This is a genomic window from Pseudomonas sp. 1 (assembly GCF_056626735.1).
Genome location: NZ_JBWXMQ010000001.1, coordinates 234,535 through 249,565 on the forward strand (window position 1 = coordinate 234,535; position 15,031 = coordinate 249,565).

13 protein-coding genes are annotated in these 15,031 nt (G+C 61.7%); 6 read left to right on the forward strand and 7 right to left on the reverse strand.

What is annotated here, in order from left to right; translation table 11 throughout:
• Window positions 1-8 precede the first annotated feature (8 nt).
• From AC1MDC_RS01060 to AC1MDC_RS01075, 4 genes are all read left to right on the forward strand, one after another.
• The gene (locus AC1MDC_RS01060) at window positions 9-1,415 is read left to right on the forward strand and encodes a sigma-54 interaction domain-containing protein (RefSeq protein ID WP_480392304.1); all 1,407 of its coding nucleotides are present in this window, start codon (window positions 9-11) and stop codon (window positions 1,413-1,415) included.
• A gap of 283 nt (window positions 1,416-1,698) precedes the next feature.
• Window positions 1,699-3,090, forward strand: a complete 1,392-nt coding sequence (locus AC1MDC_RS01065) for a GntP family permease (RefSeq protein ID WP_085701918.1) — start codon at window positions 1,699-1,701, stop codon at window positions 3,088-3,090.
• 7 nt (window positions 3,091-3,097) lie between these two features.
• Window positions 3,098-3,871 carry a 3-hydroxybutyrate dehydrogenase gene (gene hbdH, locus AC1MDC_RS01070; RefSeq protein WP_480392305.1) on the forward strand — a complete coding sequence of 258 codons (774 nt, stop codon included), beginning with the start codon at window positions 3,098-3,100 and terminating at the stop codon, window positions 3,869-3,871.
• Window positions 3,872-3,934: 63 nt separating this feature from the next.
• On the forward strand, window positions 3,935-5,890 hold the full coding sequence (locus tag AC1MDC_RS01075) for an acetoacetate--CoA ligase (protein ID WP_480392306.1): 1,956 nt from the start codon (window positions 3,935-3,937) through the stop codon (window positions 5,888-5,890).
• Window positions 5,891-5,896: 6 nt separating this feature from the next.
• Here AC1MDC_RS01075 and AC1MDC_RS01080 read toward each other — a convergent pair whose 3' ends face one another.
• Window positions 5,897-7,006 (reverse strand): PilT/PilU family type 4a pilus ATPase, encoded by a 1,110-nt coding sequence (locus tag AC1MDC_RS01080; RefSeq protein ID WP_480392307.1) that lies wholly within the window; start codon window positions 7,004-7,006, stop codon window positions 5,897-5,899.
• A 127-nt stretch (window positions 7,007-7,133) separates the two neighbouring features.
• Between AC1MDC_RS01080 and AC1MDC_RS01085 the strand changes: the two genes are divergently transcribed.
• Entirely contained in the window at window positions 7,134-9,671 is a 2,538-nt protein-coding gene (locus tag AC1MDC_RS01085) for a PAS domain-containing hybrid sensor histidine kinase/response regulator (RefSeq protein ID WP_266200161.1), read from the forward strand.
• A 50-nt stretch (window positions 9,672-9,721) separates the two neighbouring features.
• A complete protein-coding gene (locus tag AC1MDC_RS01090) occupies window positions 9,722-9,997 on the forward strand; it encodes a peptidylprolyl isomerase (RefSeq protein ID WP_085695956.1) in 276 nt (91 codons plus the stop codon).
• Between the two features lie 113 nt (window positions 9,998-10,110).
• Here the strand turns inward: AC1MDC_RS01090 and AC1MDC_RS01095 are convergent, their stop codons facing one another.
• The 6 genes from AC1MDC_RS01095 to AC1MDC_RS01120 all read right to left on the reverse strand — a co-directional run bounded on the left by AC1MDC_RS01095 (window position 10,111) and on the right by AC1MDC_RS01120 (window position 15,023).
• Window positions 10,111-11,043: a sugar kinase gene (locus AC1MDC_RS01095; RefSeq protein WP_227232725.1), complete on the reverse strand. Its 933-nt coding sequence runs from the start codon at window positions 11,041-11,043 to the stop codon at window positions 10,111-10,113.
• Window positions 11,043-12,263: an amino acid deaminase gene (locus AC1MDC_RS01100; protein ID WP_480392308.1), complete on the reverse strand. Its 1,221-nt coding sequence runs from the start codon at window positions 12,261-12,263 to the stop codon at window positions 11,043-11,045. The genes AC1MDC_RS01095 and AC1MDC_RS01100 overlap by 1 nt, the downstream gene beginning before the upstream one ends.
• Window positions 12,264-12,302: 39 nt before the next feature.
• Window positions 12,303-13,067, reverse strand: a complete 765-nt coding sequence (locus AC1MDC_RS01105) for an IclR family transcriptional regulator (RefSeq protein ID WP_085695953.1) — start codon at window positions 13,065-13,067, stop codon at window positions 12,303-12,305.
• Between the two features lie 78 nt (window positions 13,068-13,145).
• Window positions 13,146-13,535, reverse strand: coding sequence for a RidA family protein (locus AC1MDC_RS01110; protein ID WP_039768794.1), 390 nt, complete (start codon window positions 13,533-13,535; stop codon window positions 13,146-13,148).
• 31 nt (window positions 13,536-13,566) lie between these two features.
• A complete protein-coding gene (locus AC1MDC_RS01115) occupies window positions 13,567-14,364 on the reverse strand; it encodes an amino acid ABC transporter ATP-binding protein (protein ID WP_480392309.1) in 798 nt (265 codons plus the stop codon).
• Window positions 14,361-15,023, reverse strand: coding sequence for an amino acid ABC transporter permease (locus AC1MDC_RS01120; protein WP_480392310.1), 663 nt, complete (start codon window positions 15,021-15,023; stop codon window positions 14,361-14,363). The genes AC1MDC_RS01115 and AC1MDC_RS01120 overlap by 4 nt, the downstream gene beginning before the upstream one ends.
• Window positions 15,024-15,031 lie beyond the last annotated feature (8 nt).

A 15,031-nucleotide genomic window follows, 5' to 3' on the forward strand; every position in this document is an offset into this window, starting at 1 on the left:
ACGCCGCCATGAACACCACCGAAAGCCTCAAGGATTACCAACGGGTTCGCACGCTGGCCATCCGTTCGTTGTTCGAGATCATCGAGCAGTCCAGTGAAGGCACGGTGATTGTCGACCGCGACGCGAACATCGTCTGGATGAACGAGCGCTACGCCCGACGTTTTGGTCTCGACTCTGCGGCCGGCGCCATCGGCAAACCCTGCGAAAGCGTAATCCCCGGCAGCCTGCTGCGCGAAGTGGTGCGCACCGGGCGGCCAATCCTGCTGGACATGCAGGACACCCCGAAAGAACCGCTGGTGGTGATGCGCCTGCCGATCCACGACGACGCCGGCGCGGTGATCGGCGCCATCGGTTTTGCCCTGTTCGACGAATTGCGCACCCTGTCGCCGATGCTCAAGCGCTACCTGAGCATGCAGGAAGAACTGGCCTCGACCCGCTCGCTGCTGCGTGCCCGGCAGACCAAATACAACTTTGCCCATTTCATCGGCACCAGCGCTGCCAGCCTCGAGGTCAAGCGCCGTGCCCGTCGCAGCGCCAGCGCCGAGTCGCCGGTTCTGTTGCTGGGCGAGACCGGCAGCGGCAAGGAGTTGCTGGCACAAGCGATCCACGGCGCCTCGCCTCGTGCGCACAAAGCCTTCGTCAGCATCAACAGCGCAGCGATTCCCGAAGCGCTGCTCGAGGCCGAGTTCTTCGGAACGGCTCCCGGCGCCTTCACCGGTGCCGACCGCAAGGGCCGCACCGGCAAGTTGCAGATTGCTCAGGGCGGGACGCTGTTTCTCGACGAGATCGGCGACATGCCTCTGCCGCTGCAAAGCAAATTGCTGCGGGTGCTGCAGGAAAAGGAGTTCGAACCTGTCGGCTCCAACGACGTGATCCAAAGCGATGTGCGGGTGATTGCGGCAACGTCGACAGACCTGGAAGCGGCGATCAAGCGCGGCGAGTTCCGAGCGGACTTGTACTACCGGCTCAACGTGCTGCCGATTCAGGTGCCCCCATTGCGCGAACGGCTGGACGATCTGCCGGCGCTCAGTGAAGCGATTCTTGAAGAACTGCGCAGTCAACACGAGCTGAATCGCGAAGCGCTGGAGCTGCTGGGTCAGCATGCCTGGCCGGGGAATATCCGCGAGCTGCGCAATGTGCTGGAGCGAGCGGCGTTGCTCAGTGATGACTTGATGCTGACGGCGGATGACATTCGTGCGGCGATTGGCACGTTTACACCGGTTGAACGGACGCTGGCGCCTCTGTCAGAGCCGCTAGCCAGCGAGACCTTCAGTCAGGCCCGTGAGCGTTTCGACCGACAGTTGATTCAATCCACCCTCGCGCAATGCGGGGGCAAGGTGATCGAGGCGGCTGAGCGGCTCGGGCTCGGACGCTCGACGCTTTACAAGAAGATGATTGCGCTGGGCATTGCATAGTCTCAATAGAGAGACATAAATCTCCGTAACGGGACAAGATCAAAAGCTTCGCGAGCAAGCTCGCTCCCACAGGAGATATGGGTATCCATGTGGGAGCGGGCTTGCCCGCGAAAGCGTCCTCACAGCCATAGAAGTCTCAAAACAGAGACAAAACCTCGAAAACCACCACCAAACATCAACTTAATTCCTTTTATTTCAACAACTTAATCATCTGGCACAGATCTCGCTATAGCCCTTCCCACACCCGTTTCACCCACAAAAATAACAATCGAAGGAGCACACCATGAGTGTGATCATCGCCTTGGCAGCCCTGGCGCTGCTGATGCTTGCGGCCTACCGTGGCTACAGCGTTATCCTCTTTGCCCCGATCGCCGCCCTCGGCGCCGTCCTGCTCACCGACCCTTCCGCCGTCGCCCCAGCTTTCACCGGGGTGTTCATGGAGAAAATGGTCGGCTTCATCAAACTCTACTTTCCTGTGTTCCTGCTCGGCGCCGTATTCGGCAAGCTGATCGAGCTGTCGGGTTTCTCCCGCTCGATTGTCGCAGCAGCGATACGCTTGCTCGGCACCCGCCAGGCGATGCTGGTGATCGTGCTGGTCTGTGCCCTGCTCACCTACGGCGGCGTTTCGCTGTTCGTGGTGGTGTTCGCGGTTTACCCGTTCGCGGCGGAAATGTTTCGCCAGAGCAATATCCCCAAACGCCTGATCCCGGCGACCATCGCCCTCGGCGCGTTCTCGTTCACCATGGACGCCCTGCCCGGCACGCCGCAGATCCAGAACATCATCCCCAGCACCTTCTTCAACACCACCGCATGGGCGGCGCCGTGGCTGGGTGTGATCGGCACGATTTTCGTGTTCTGCGCCGGCATGCTGTTCTTGCAGCGCCAACGCAACAAAGCTCACCGTGCGGGTGAAGGCTACGGCACCGAACTGCGCAACGAACCGGAAACCGCCGAAGACCTCAAACTGCCGAACCCCTGGATTGCTCTTTCGCCGCTGCTGGCAGTGGGCATCATGAATCTGCTGTTCACCCAGTGGATTCCACAGTGGTACGGCAAAACCCACAGCCTCGCGCTGCCGGGCATGGCCGCGCCGGTCACCACCGAAATCGCCAAACTGACGGCGATCTGGGCGGTGCAAGCGGCTTTGCTGGTGGGCATCCTGATGGTGCTGGCGTTCGGTTTTAAAGCCATCAAAAGCAAGCTCGCCGAGGGCAGCAAAAGCGCTGTCAGCGGAGCGCTGCTGGCGGCGATGAATACCGCGTCGGAATACGGTTTCGGCGCTGTGATCGCTTCGTTGCCGGGGTTTCTGGTGCTGGCCGACTGGCTCAAGAGCATTCCCAATCCACTGGTCAACGAAGCGATCACCGTGACCTTGCTGGCGGGTATCACCGGCTCCGCTTCGGGCGGCATGAGCATCGCGCTGGCCGCGATGTCCGAACAATTCATCAGCGCCGCCCACGCCGCCAATATTCCGCTGGAGGTGCTGCACCGGGTGGCCGCAATGGCCAGCGGCGGCATGGACACCCTGCCGCACAACGGCGCGGTGATCACCCTGCTCGCCGTCACCGGCCTGACTCACCGTGAGGCCTACAAGGACATTTTCTGTATTACGCTGATCAAGACCCTGGCGGTTTTCGTGGTGATCGGCACTTTCTACGCCACTGGCATTGTGTGAGGTATTGATGACGACTCTTTCTGGCAAGACCGCACTGGTTACCGGCTCCACCAGCGGCATCGGGCTGGGCATCGCCCTGACGCTGGCCAAGGCTGGCGCCAACCTGATCCTCAACGGCTTTGGCGATGCTTCAAAGGTGATTGCCGAAGTCGAACAGTTCGGCGGCAAAGTCGGCCATCACCCGGCGGACGTCAGCGACCCGGCGCAGATCGCCGACATGATCGCCTACGCCGAACGCGAATTCGGCGGCGTGGATATTCTGGTCAATAACGCCGGCATCCAGCACGTTGCGGCGGTTGAAGAGTTTCCTGTGGAGCGCTGGGATTCGATCATCGCGATCAACCTGTCGTCAGTGTTTCACAGCACCCGCCTGAGTTTGCCGGGCATGCGCGCCAAGGGTTGGGGCCGGATCGTCAACATCGCCTCGGTGCACGGTCTGGTCGGTTCCACCGGCAAAGCCGCGTACGTGGCAGCCAAACATGGCGTGATCGGCCTGACCAAGGTGGTCGGCCTGGAAACCGCCGCCAGCAACGTCACCTGTAACGCCATCTGCCCGGGCTGGGTGCTGACGCCACTGGTGCAGAAGCAGATCGATGATCGCGCAGCCAAGGGTGTCGACTCACAGCAGGCGCAACACGACTTGCTGGCCGAGAAGCAGCCGTCGCTGGAGTTCGTCACCCCTGCACATCTGGGTGAACTGGTGCTGTTTCTGTGCAGCGAAGCCGGTAGCCAGGTGCGTGGCGCGGCGTGGAATATCGATGGCGGGTGGCTCGCGCAGTAAGCTTGCAACTGATCGCTCCCACGTTGCGGTGGGAGCTTTCTGACAAACAATAAGAGGCAAACCATGTCCGACATTCTCTGGCAGCCCGATGCCCAACGTATTGCCCGGTCCCGCATGGACGGCTTTCGGCGCTTCATCATGCAGCGTCACCATGTGCACCTCGACGACTACCCGGCCCTGCACCAATGGTCCATCGACCAGCGCGAAGCGTTCTGGCAGGCGATCGTCGATTTCTTCGATATCCGTTTTCATACCCAGCCCGACGCCGTTCTGCGTGACGGCCTGAAAATGCCGGGTGCCCAGTGGTTTCCCGGCGCCACCCTGAACTTCGCCAAACACCTGCTGAGCCGACGCGACGATGCAATCGCCGTGATCGCCATCGGGGAAAACGGTCAGCGAGAATTGCTGACCTGGGCCGAACTGGCCCAACACGTCGCCGGGTTCCAGGCCAGCCTGCAAGCGGCCGGCGTCGTGGTCGGTGACCGGGTCGCAGCCTGCATGCCCAACACCTGGCAAACCCTGGTGGCAATGCTCGCGACCACCAGTCTCGGCGCAATCTGGTCCTGTTCCTCACCGGACTTCGGCACCCACGGGGTGATTGATCGCTTCGGCCAGATCGAACCGAAAGTGTTGATCACCTGTGCCGGTTACCGCTACGCCGGCAAAGCGATCGACCAGACCGTCAAGGTCAACGAAATCCTCGAGCAGTTGCCGTCCTTGCAACAGCTGATCATCGTGCCTTACGCACGACCTCAGGCGCAGGCCACGGATTACCGGACACCCGCCAACGTCACGCTGTGGGACGACTTCTACGAACCGGGCGATGAATCGCACTTCGTCCCGGTGCCGTTCGACCATCCGCTGTACGTGCTCTATTCGAGCGGCACCACCGGCGTACCTAAATGCATCGTTCACAGCACCGGCGGCGTGTTGCTGCAACACGCCAAGGAACACGGGCTGCATGTCGATCTGGGCCCCGGCGACCGCTTGTTCTACTACACCACTTGCGGCTGGATGATGTGGAACTGGCTGGTGTCGGCGCTGGCGGTCGGCAGCGCGGTGGTGCTGTATGACGGCTCACCGTTTTATCCGGACAACGAGCGAATGCTGGAGCTGCTGGACGACGAGCAGGTCAGCGTGTTCGGCACCGGCCCGAAATTTCTCGCGACCCTGGAAAACAGCGGCATCAAGCCCCGTGAAAGCTACGACTTGAGCCACCTGAAAACCCTGCTCTGCACCGGTTCCGCGCTGTCGCCGCAGAGTTACGACTTCGTCTATCGCGATTTCAAACCCGACGTCTGCCTGTCCTCGATGTCCGGCGGCACGGACATCGTGTCCTGCTTCGTCAACGGCAACCCGATGTCGGCAGTGCGCCGGGGCGAGATCATGGGCAAGAGTCTGGCCATGGCCGTCGAAGTGTGGAACGACGCCGGGCAGCCGGTGATTGGCGAAAAAGGTGAGTTGGTGTGCACTCGACCATTCCCGGCGATGCCCGTCGGACTCTGGAACGATCCCGACGGCGAAAAGTTGCGCAAATCCTATTTCAGCCAGTTCCCCGGCGTCTGGGCCCAGGGTGACTACGCCGAACAATTGCCCCACGGCGGGATGCTGATTCACGGCCGCTCCGACGCCGTGCTCAACCCCGGCGGCGTGCGCATCGGTACGGCGGAAATCTACCGTCAGGTGGAGAAGGTTCCGGAGGTATTGGACAGTGTCGCCATTGGCCAACAATGGCAGGATGACGTGCGAGTAGTGCTGTTCGTGCGCCTCAAGGAAGGCGTAACGCTGGATGAGGCGCTGCAACAGCAGATCCGCCAGGTGATCCGCGCCAACACCACACCGCGCCATGTACCGGCGAAGATCGTCGCGGTCAGCGACATTCCGCGCACCATCAGCGGCAAGGTGGTGGAGCTGGCCGTGCGTAATGTGGTGCACGGTGAACCGGTGAAAAACACCGACGCGCTGGCCAACCCGCAAGCACTTGAGCAGTTTCGCAATCGGGTCGAACTTCGCGACTGACGCCTGTCAGTCCATCAGCCCCCACTCGCCAGTCGATGGCGGTGGGGACGACATGGTGTCGGCGTGGAGCTTCAGACGCAGGCGCAGGTTGTTGACCGAATCTGCGTTTTTCAGGGCCTCGTCTTCATCGATCACCCCTTCTGCCACCAGCGCAAACAGTGCACCGTCAAAGGTCTGCATGCCCAGTTCGGCCGATTTCTCCATGATGGTTTTCAGCTCGCCAAAGTCATTGCGCCGGATCAGGTCAGCAATCGTCGGCGTGCCGAGCATCACCTCGGCAGCGGCCCGGCGCTGACCGTCCCGGGTTCGGACCAGACGCTGGGAGACGAACGCCTTGAGGTGATTGCCCAAGGCATGCAGCAATTGTGGCCGGCGTTCTTCGGGGAAGAAATTGATGATCCGGTCCAGCGCCTGATTGGCGTTGTTGGCATGCAATGTCGACAACACAAGGTGCCCGGTTTCGGCGAAAGCCAGCGCATGCTCCATGGTCTCGCGGTCACGGATTTCGCCGATCAGCACCACGTCGGGGGCCTGGCGCAGGGTGTTTTTCAGCGCAGCGTGAAAGCTGCGCGTGTCGACTCCGACTTCGCGCTGGTTGATGATCGACTTCTTATGGCGATGGATGTATTCCACCGGGTCTTCAATGGTGATGATGTGACCGCTGCTGTAGCGATTGCGATGGTCGATCAGCGCCGCCAGCGACGTGGATTTACCCGAGTCGGTGGCGCCGACGAACAGGATCAGCCCTTGCTTGAGCATCACCGTTTCGAGCAATACCGACGGCAGTTTCAAGTCTTCGAATCGCGGGATATCGAGTTTGACGTTGCGGATCACGATTGACACGTCGTTGCGTTGCTTGAAGATATTCACCCGAAAGCGACCGATGCCGGTGCGGGAAATCGCCAGGTTCATTTCCAGATCCCGGTCGAACTCCCGACGTTGTTCAGCGTCCATCAGGGAAGCGGCGACAGTGGCCACCTCACCGGGTTTGAAGGGCTGCTCGCTCAACGGCGTCAACACCCCGTCGAACCGCGCACTGGGCGGTGCGCCCGTGGACAGGAACAGATCCGAACCGTGACGGCTCGCCAGTTGTTTGAGCAATGCATCGATTTCCATGGCCTAAAGCACCTGCGAAGCTTTCAATGAACACAAGACCGTGCGTCGTGACGCGACGGGTCTTACAGCGTCTACCGCACTAGGATAGTAGACGCCGCCTCACCGACCGATGTTCAGGATTGATGTGATGAACGCTGTACCAAACACCAACGACGCCCAGGCATTGATTGCCCGCACCGACTGGAGTCGCAGCCCGCTGGGCAGCGCCGACACCTGGCCACAAAGCCTGCGCACCGCGGTGGACATCGTGATTCACTCGCCGATGCCGATGCTGCTGTTGTGGGGCCCGCAACTGACCCAGATCTACAACAACGGCTTTGCGCTGCTCGCCGGGAGCAAACATCCGCACGCTTTCGGACAGCCGGCGCACCAGATATGGCCGGAACTTCGGGACTTTACCGACCCGATTTACAGCGCCGTCCTACAAGGCCAGGTGCGAACCTACAGCGAACGACGCTTTACCCTGCAACGGGACGGCAAGGATTCCGACTTCTGGCTGGATCTGACCTACAGCCCGATCCGCGACGAAAGCGCGCAAGTGGCCGGGATCCTGGTCACCGCCATTGAAACCAACGAACGCCGGCGCATCGCCCTGGAACTGCAGCAGCGCTCCGAAGACAGCCTCAAGGCCCAGCGCGAAAGCGAAGAGCGCCTGCAACTGGCGCTGGCGGCCACCGATGCGGTCGGCACCTGGGATTGGGACATCGGCGAAGACCGCTTCATCGCCGACGCGCATTTCGCCCAGTTGCACGGGGTCGACCCAGCGCTGGCCGGACAATTGCCGATCAGTGAATACCTGCACGGCGTGCACCCCGAAGACCGCGCGCTGATCGCCCGCAGCATCAAGCATTGCATCACCCACGGCACCGAATACGCCGAGGAGTATCGACTGCTGCAAGCCAATGGCGAGCTGCGCTGGGTGTTCGCCCGCGGGCGCTGCTACAAGGATCATCATGGCCGGCCGATGCGTTTTCTGGGCGCCGCGCTGGATTTGACCGAACGCAAACACACCGAACAGGCACTGCGTCAAAGCCAGACCGAGCTGCAACTGATCATTAACGCCATGCCGATTCTGATCAGCTACGTCGACCACGAACAACGCTTTCGCCTGAACAACGCCGCGTACCTGGACTGGTACGGGCTCACGCCGCAAGAGCTGTACGGCCGCACGATCCGCGAAGTGATCGGCGAAGAAGCCTATTTCCTGCGAGCGCCGTACATTGCCGAAGCGCTCGCCGGCCAACCCTGCTCGTTCAGTCTGTACACGCCACACCGCGACGGCAGTCAGCGGCATGCCTTGATGAATTACCTGCCACGCCACGGCGCGGACGGCGCGGTGAACGGTTTCTACATCTTCGTGATCGACGAGACCGAACGTAAAAAAACCGAAGAAGCCCTGCGCAACCTCAACGAAACCCTTGAGGAACGCGTGAGTGCGCGCACCGAACAACTGGCCCAGGCCAACCAGCGTTTGCAGAATGAAATGTTCGAACGCGAGCGTGCCGAAGACGCCCTGCGCCACGCGCAGAAAATGGAAGCGGTGGGCCAGCTCACCGGCGGCATCGCCCATGACTTCAACAACATGCTGACCGGAATCATCGGCAGCCTCGACCTGATGCAACGCTATATCGCCAGCGGCCGCACCGATGAAATCAGCCGCTTCACCGATGCGGCAGTGTCCTCGGCCAACCGCGCGGCGGCGCTGACCCACCGTCTGCTGGCGTTCTCCCGGCGTCAGTCGCTGGATCGCAAGACTATCGACGTCAACGAGCTGGTCCATTCACTTGAAGACCTGATCCGCCGCACCAAGGGCGATCCGATCGAGCTCAAGTTGCGCCTGGCCGACCATGTCTGGTCCGTCAGCACTGACGTCAGTCAACTGGAAAACGCCCTGCTCAACCTGGTGATCAACGCCCGTGATGCCATGCCCGACGGCGGCGAGCTGCTGATCGAAACGGCCAACGTTTACCTCGACGGCAACGACATCACCACACTCGAACCGGTCAAGGCCGGCGACTACCTGATGCTCGCGGTGAGCGACAACGGCACCGGCATGACGCCGTCGGTGCGCTCGAAAGCCTTCGATCCGTTCTTCACCACCAAGCCGATCGGCCAGGGCACCGGGCTCGGGTTGTCGATGATTTATGGCTTCGCCCAGCAATCCGGCGGGCATGTCAGCCTCGACAGCCTGCCGGGCCAGGGCACCTGCGTGCGCCTGTACCTGCCGCGTTTGCATGCACTGGAACCGGAGCGGCCGGAGATCGAAACAGTCACCGAGACCCCTACTGTCGCCACCGGCGAAACCGTGGTGGTGGTCGAGGACGATCCGGCGGTGCGCATGCTGGTCATGGACCTGCTCAAGGAGCTGGGTTATCACGCCCATGAAGCCGAAGACGCCAAGGGTGCCTTGCCGCTACTCGAATCGGACCTGCGGGTGGACCTGCTGGTGACCGACGTCGGCCTGCCGGGCATGAACGGCCGGCAAATGGCGGAGATCGCTCGCCAGCATCGACCGGGGCTCAAAGTGTTGTTCATGACCGGTTACGCGCAGAAAGCCGCCGAGCGTCAGGGCTTTCTCGAGGACGGCATGGACATGGTCGCCAAGCCGTTTTCCATCGAACAGCTGGCCGGCAAGATCCGCGCGATGTTCAGCCAAACCCCGTGACTTGAGGCATAATCCGCGCCCCGCCGTCACCCCGCTACAGGTATTGCACGATGAAAGCCCAAGCCCGCCACATTCTGGTGAAGACCGCCGAAGAGGCTGAAAAACTCAAACAACGCATCGCCAACGGTGAAGCATTCGATGTGCTGGCGAAGAAGTTTTCGACCTGCCCGTCCGGCAAGCGTGGCGGCGATCTGGGTGAAGTGCGGCCGGGTCAGATGGTCGGTGCGATCGATGCGGTGATCTTCAAGAAACCGCTGCGCACCGTGCACGGGCCGATCAAGAGCAAGTTCGGGTATCACCTGGTGCAGGTGTTTTTCCGCGACTGAGTGTTTGCCTTCGGGAGCAAGCTCGCTCCCACAAAGTATCTGTGAACGACACCAAACACTGTGGGAGCGAGCTTGCTCGCGATCCGATTGCGCAGCAATCGGCCATTCACCGATTACTTCGGAATCAGAGCTCCGGGTACTTGAATAACCCGGCTCGCTAGCAGATGGCCGGCCTGCGCCGCTTCCGTCGGGCTCCCTCCAAGCAAGCGACTGGCCAGATACGCCGCACTGAACGAATCCCCTGCCGCCGTGGTGTCCACCACCTTCTCGACCTTCTGCGCCGGGACTTCAAACGCTTCCCCGTCACAACGGATCAGACAGGCTTCGGCGCCGCGCTTGAGCACCACTTCCGGCGTGCCGATCTGCGCGTACGCTTCAAACACCGCCTCACAGTCCTCGAAATGGAACAGCGCCTGCTCGTCGTCCACCGTCAGCAACGCCAGATCGACATGAGGCAACACGCTGCGATAGGCCGCCCGCGCCTCCTCCACCGAGGCCCACAGGCGTGGACGGTAGTTGTTGTCGAAGACGATTCGCGCGTCACGCTGGCGGGCTTCGATCAAGGTCTCGATCAGTTTCTCCCGCCCCCGCGCACCGAGTACCGCCAGCGTGATGCCGCTGAAATACAGCACGTCGTAATCCGGCAGCGCCGCCAGAATCGGCGTGGCCGCCGGCGTGGTAAAGCAGTCGCGAACGGCGGCCTCGTTTCGCCAATACAGAAAGCGCCGCTCCCCGGCAGCATCGGTCTGGATGCAATACAAACCGGGCAGGCGACCGGGTAGACGCTGGACGAGATCCAGACCAATGCCTTCATCGGCCCAACTGCGGCACATCGCGTCACTGAAGCTGTCATCACCCAGCGCCGTGACGTAGTCGACCTGCGCCTTGTCGCCCATGGCGCGGGACAGATAGACCGCGGTATTCAGCGTGTCACCGCCAAAGCTCTGTTGCAGGCTTCCGTCGGCACGTTGCTGTAGTTCGATCATGCATTCGCCGATCAGGGCGATGCGCGGGGTGTTCGGCCCCAATGGACTGAGCGTATTCATCAGAAGCAGGTTTCCATGGTTTCGATCACCGCCAGCTGCTCGTCCACCAGCAGCCCCACGCGCCATTTGTCGAAGGTCAGGCACGGGTGCGAAGTGCCGAAGGAAATGATGTCGCCGACGCGCAACTCAACGCCCGGCGCCACGGTCATGAACGCGTGCTGATCCATTACCGCGGTCACCTTGCAGGCGCCGACATCGTCGCCCTCCGCCGGCAGCACACCGGCCTTGTAACGCAACAGCGGCACCGGCATGCCGGCATCGAATGCCACGTCACGCTTGCCCAGAGCAATCACCGCAAAACCCGGCTCCGGCAGCGACTGCACGTGGGCCCAGACTTCCAGCGCCGGGCGCAGGCCTTCGTGCAGGTCGCTGCGACGGTCGAGCACGCAGCACTGGGCTTCCTTATAGATACCGTGGTCGTGAGCCACGTAACTGCCGGGACGCAACACGCTGAGGAAACGCCCGCTTGCGTTCTGCGTTTCGAACGATTCGGCGATCAGGTCGTACCAGGCCGACCCCGACGCAGTGATGATCGGCTTGGCGATGGCAAACGCCCCGCTGTCCTGCAACTGCACCGCCAGACGCACCAGCGAGGCGGCGAATTCACGGATACCGCTGACGGCGTGATCGCCATGGATCACGCCCTCGTAACCTTCAATGCCGGTCAGGGCCAGCGCCGGCTGCGCGCCGATGGCCTTGGCCAGTTCGATGACTTCCTGCTCGCTTCGGCAACCGCAGCGGCCACCGACCACGCCGTACTCGATCATCACGTTCAGGCGTACGCCGCGTGACGCGAAATAGGTGCCCAGATCGGCAACATTGTCCGGGTGATCGACCATGCAATAGAAATCGAAGCCCGAATCGGCCGCCAGCAGGTCGGCAATCAACGCCATGTTCGGCGTGCCGACCAGTTGGTTGGCCATCAGCACCCGGCGCACGCCGTGGGCGTAAGCGGCGCGGGTCTGGGTGGCGCTGGCCAGGGTGATACCCCAGGCGCCGGCGTCGAGCTGACGACGAAACAGCGCCGGGGTCATGCTGGTCTTGCCGTGGGGCGCGAGTTCGGCGCCGCTGTCGCTGACGAATGTCTGCATCCAGCGGATGTTGTGCTCCAGCGCTTCGCGGTGCAGCACCAGCGCCGGCAAGCTGATGTCACGCACCAGTTGCGCGCCGAGGGCGGCATCGCCCTTTTCCACGGCAGCAGTGTTGTTGGCAGTCGTCATGGTCGAACTCCTCACAGTCGCGCCCGCAGGCAGGCGCGGTTATTCGTTGATTCGCCGGGCGAGGCTGTTGGCGCTCTCGATCAAGACCCGGCGATAGTCGTTGTAATGGGTCTTGGCATCGGCACGCGGGGCGACGATGCACAGGGTGCAGATGGCAACGCCTTGAGGGTCTTTGACCGGGGCGGCGAAGCAATGGGTAAAGGTGTCGGCGACACTGTCGAAGGAGAAGAAACCGTCGATGCCGGCCTGACGGATTTCCGCCAGAAACGTCTCCATCGGCAGGCGTTCGCCATCGGGCAAAATGAAATCGTCGGGGTCGATCAGGTCGCTGATCTGCTGGTCGCTCAAGTGCGCCAGCAGCAGACGCCCGGACGCGGTCCACGGGATCGGCGCGTTCTCGCCGATATCGGAAGAAATGCGGAAATGCCGCTCGCCCTCCTTCATCAGCGCCACCGTGTATTTGCGCCCGTTGAGCAGGCACATCTGCGCGGTTTCCCGGGTCTGGCTGACGATCTCCTGCAAGGCGTGATCGGCCTCGCGACTGAGGTCGAAATGCCGCAAGTGCGCCTGGCCGAGGAAATACAGCTGACGACCGAGATAGACGTGACCGTCCTTGCCCACCGGCTCCAGAATCCGCCGCTCGAGCAACGAGGCCACCAGTTCGTAGACCGTGGATTTCGGGCTGCCGATGCCGTTGGCGATGTCGTTCGGGCGCAGTGGCTGGCCGATCTCCTTGAGGAAATCGAGGATATCGAACGCCCGGTCCAGACCGCGTGCCCGGCGCTTGATGGTGTCTTCGGTCATTTCAGTGGTTCCCATTCAAAGTGCCGGGAGTTTATCGCGAAAGATCGCTCCCACGCTTTGCGCGGGAGCGGTCGACACTCAGGCCTTTTTCTTGTACGCGATGCAGTCGATCTCGACCTTGCAGTCGACCATCATGCTCGCCTGCACACAGGCCCGGGCCGGCGCGTGTTCAGGCTTGAAGTACTCGCCGAAGACCTTGTTGAAACTGGTGAAATCCCGCGGATCGTCCAGCCACACGCCGGCGCGTACCACATCTTCCAGGCCATAACCGGCCTCTTCGAGAATCGCGATCAGGTTCTTCATGGTCTGGTGCGTCTGCTCGACGATGCCACCGACAATGATCTCGCCATCCACCGCCGGCACCTGCCCGGAAACGTGCAGCCAGCCATCGGCTTCAACGGCGCGGGCGAATGGACGAGGCTGGCCGCCAGCGGCGGTGCTGCCGGTGCCGTAACGAGTAATGCTCATGGATGTTTCTCCTGATTGAAAACGTGAAAAGTCAGAACCGCGTGCTTTTGAGAAATTCCGCCAGCCGCGGCGATTGAGGGCGCTCGAACAGTTCCTTGGGAGGCCCTTGCTCTTCGATGCGCCCCTGATTCATGAAAACGATCTTGTCCGAGACCTCGAATGCGAAACGCATTTCGTGGGTCACCAGCAACATGGTCATGCCGTCCTCGGCCAGACCTTTGATCACGTTCAGCACTTCGCCGACCAGTTCCGGGTCGAGGGCCGAGGTGACTTCGTCGAACAGCATCAGGCTCGGGTTCATCGCAATCGCCCGGGCAATCGCCACGCGCTGCTGCTGACCGCCGGACAACTGGCCGGGAAAGTGATTGCGCCGCTCCAGCAGGCCGACCCGCTCCAGCCATTTTTCGGCCAGGGCCACGGCTTCGTCCTTGTGCATCTTTTTGACTTTCAGCAGGCCGAGCGTGACGTTCTGCAACGCGGTGAGGTGCGGGAACAGGTTGAATTGCTGGAACGCCATGCCGGTCATCGCGCGATGGCGAGCGATGACTTTTTCCGGGTGACGCACGCGTTTGCCGTTGAGTTCGTCATAACCGATGGATTCGCCGTCGAGCAGGATCTGCCCGCCCTGGAATTCCTCGAGCATGTTCACGCAGCGCAGCAGCGTGGTCTTGCCCGAGCCACTGGAGCCGATCAGGGTCACGACGTTGCCGCGCTGCATGCTCAGGTCGACACCCTTGAGCACTTGGACTGCGCCGTATTGTTTGTGCAGACCACGGATGTCCAGCAGCGGCTGGCCGTTCTGGACGTTGGAAAATTGAGCTTGAGTCATGGCAGGGCCACCCGCTTTTCAATGTGCCGGCCGAGTAATTCGATGCCGTAGTTGATGACGAAGAACAGAAAACCGGCGAACAGGTAAAACTCCAGAGTCATGAACGTCCGGGCGATGATCTGCTGGGTGCTGAGCAGCAGTTCGGCCACGCCGATCACCGACAGCAAGGTCGAGGCCTTGACGATTTCCGTGGACGAGTTGACCCAGGTCGGCAGGATCTGCCGCAGCGCCTGCGGCAACAGCACATAACCGAGGGACTGATAGAACGTCAGGCCGATGGCCTTGCCGGCTTCCATCTGCCCGCGCGGCAACGCTTGCAACGCACCGCGCACGATCTCCGCGACGTGCGAGCCGCAAAACAGCGTCAATCCGAGTGCGCCGGCTTGAAACGCGCTGATCTGCCAGCCGAGCGCCGGTGCCATGTAGAAGCACGCCAGCACCAGTACGAACACCGGCGTGCCGCGAATCAGGTCGACATACAAGCGAAACGGCGCGCGCATCCAGAACTTGCCGTAAGTCAGCACCAGCCCGGCAAACACACCGATGACCGTGCCGAACAGAATCGCCAGCGCCGATACCTGCACGCTGGTCAGAAAGCCTTGCCACAAGGCTTCGCGGGCAATCCACAACTCATGCAACCAACTGGGGGATTCGTACATCGCAGCCT

What these genes read in the sequence shown, in the direction of transcription:
- AC1MDC_RS01110 (WP_039768794.1), bottom strand. Translation starts at nt 13,535, where the DNA reads ATGAGCATTACTCGTTACGGCACCGGCAGCACCGCCGCTGGCGGCCAG.
- AC1MDC_RS01095 (WP_227232725.1), bottom strand. Translation starts at nt 11,043, where the DNA reads ATGAATACGCTCAGTCCATTGGGGCCGAACACCCCGCGCATCGCCCTG.
- AC1MDC_RS01065 (WP_085701918.1), top strand. Translation starts at nt 1,699, where the DNA reads ATGAGTGTGATCATCGCCTTGGCAGCCCTGGCGCTGCTGATGCTTGCG.
- AC1MDC_RS01115 (WP_480392309.1), bottom strand. Translation starts at nt 14,364, where the DNA reads ATGACTCAAGCTCAATTTTCCAACGTCCAGAACGGCCAGCCGCTGCTG.
- hbdH (WP_480392305.1), top strand. Translation starts at nt 3,098, where the DNA reads ATGACGACTCTTTCTGGCAAGACCGCACTGGTTACCGGCTCCACCAGC.
- AC1MDC_RS01060 (WP_480392304.1), top strand. Translation starts at nt 9, where the DNA reads ATGAACACCACCGAAAGCCTCAAGGATTACCAACGGGTTCGCACGCTG.
- AC1MDC_RS01080 (WP_480392307.1), bottom strand. Translation starts at nt 7,006, where the DNA reads ATGGAAATCGATGCATTGCTCAAACAACTGGCGAGCCGTCACGGTTCG.
- AC1MDC_RS01100 (WP_480392308.1), bottom strand. Translation starts at nt 12,263, where the DNA reads ATGACGACTGCCAACAACACTGCTGCCGTGGAAAAGGGCGATGCCGCC.
- AC1MDC_RS01120 (WP_480392310.1), bottom strand. Translation starts at nt 15,023, where the DNA reads ATGTACGAATCCCCCAGTTGGTTGCATGAGTTGTGGATTGCCCGCGAA.
- AC1MDC_RS01085 (WP_266200161.1), top strand. Translation starts at nt 7,134, where the DNA reads ATGAACGCTGTACCAAACACCAACGACGCCCAGGCATTGATTGCCCGC.
- AC1MDC_RS01105 (WP_085695953.1), bottom strand. Translation starts at nt 13,067, where the DNA reads ATGACCGAAGACACCATCAAGCGCCGGGCACGCGGTCTGGACCGGGCG.
- AC1MDC_RS01075 (WP_480392306.1), top strand. Translation starts at nt 3,935, where the DNA reads ATGTCCGACATTCTCTGGCAGCCCGATGCCCAACGTATTGCCCGGTCC.
- AC1MDC_RS01090 (WP_085695956.1), top strand. Translation starts at nt 9,722, where the DNA reads ATGAAAGCCCAAGCCCGCCACATTCTGGTGAAGACCGCCGAAGAGGCT.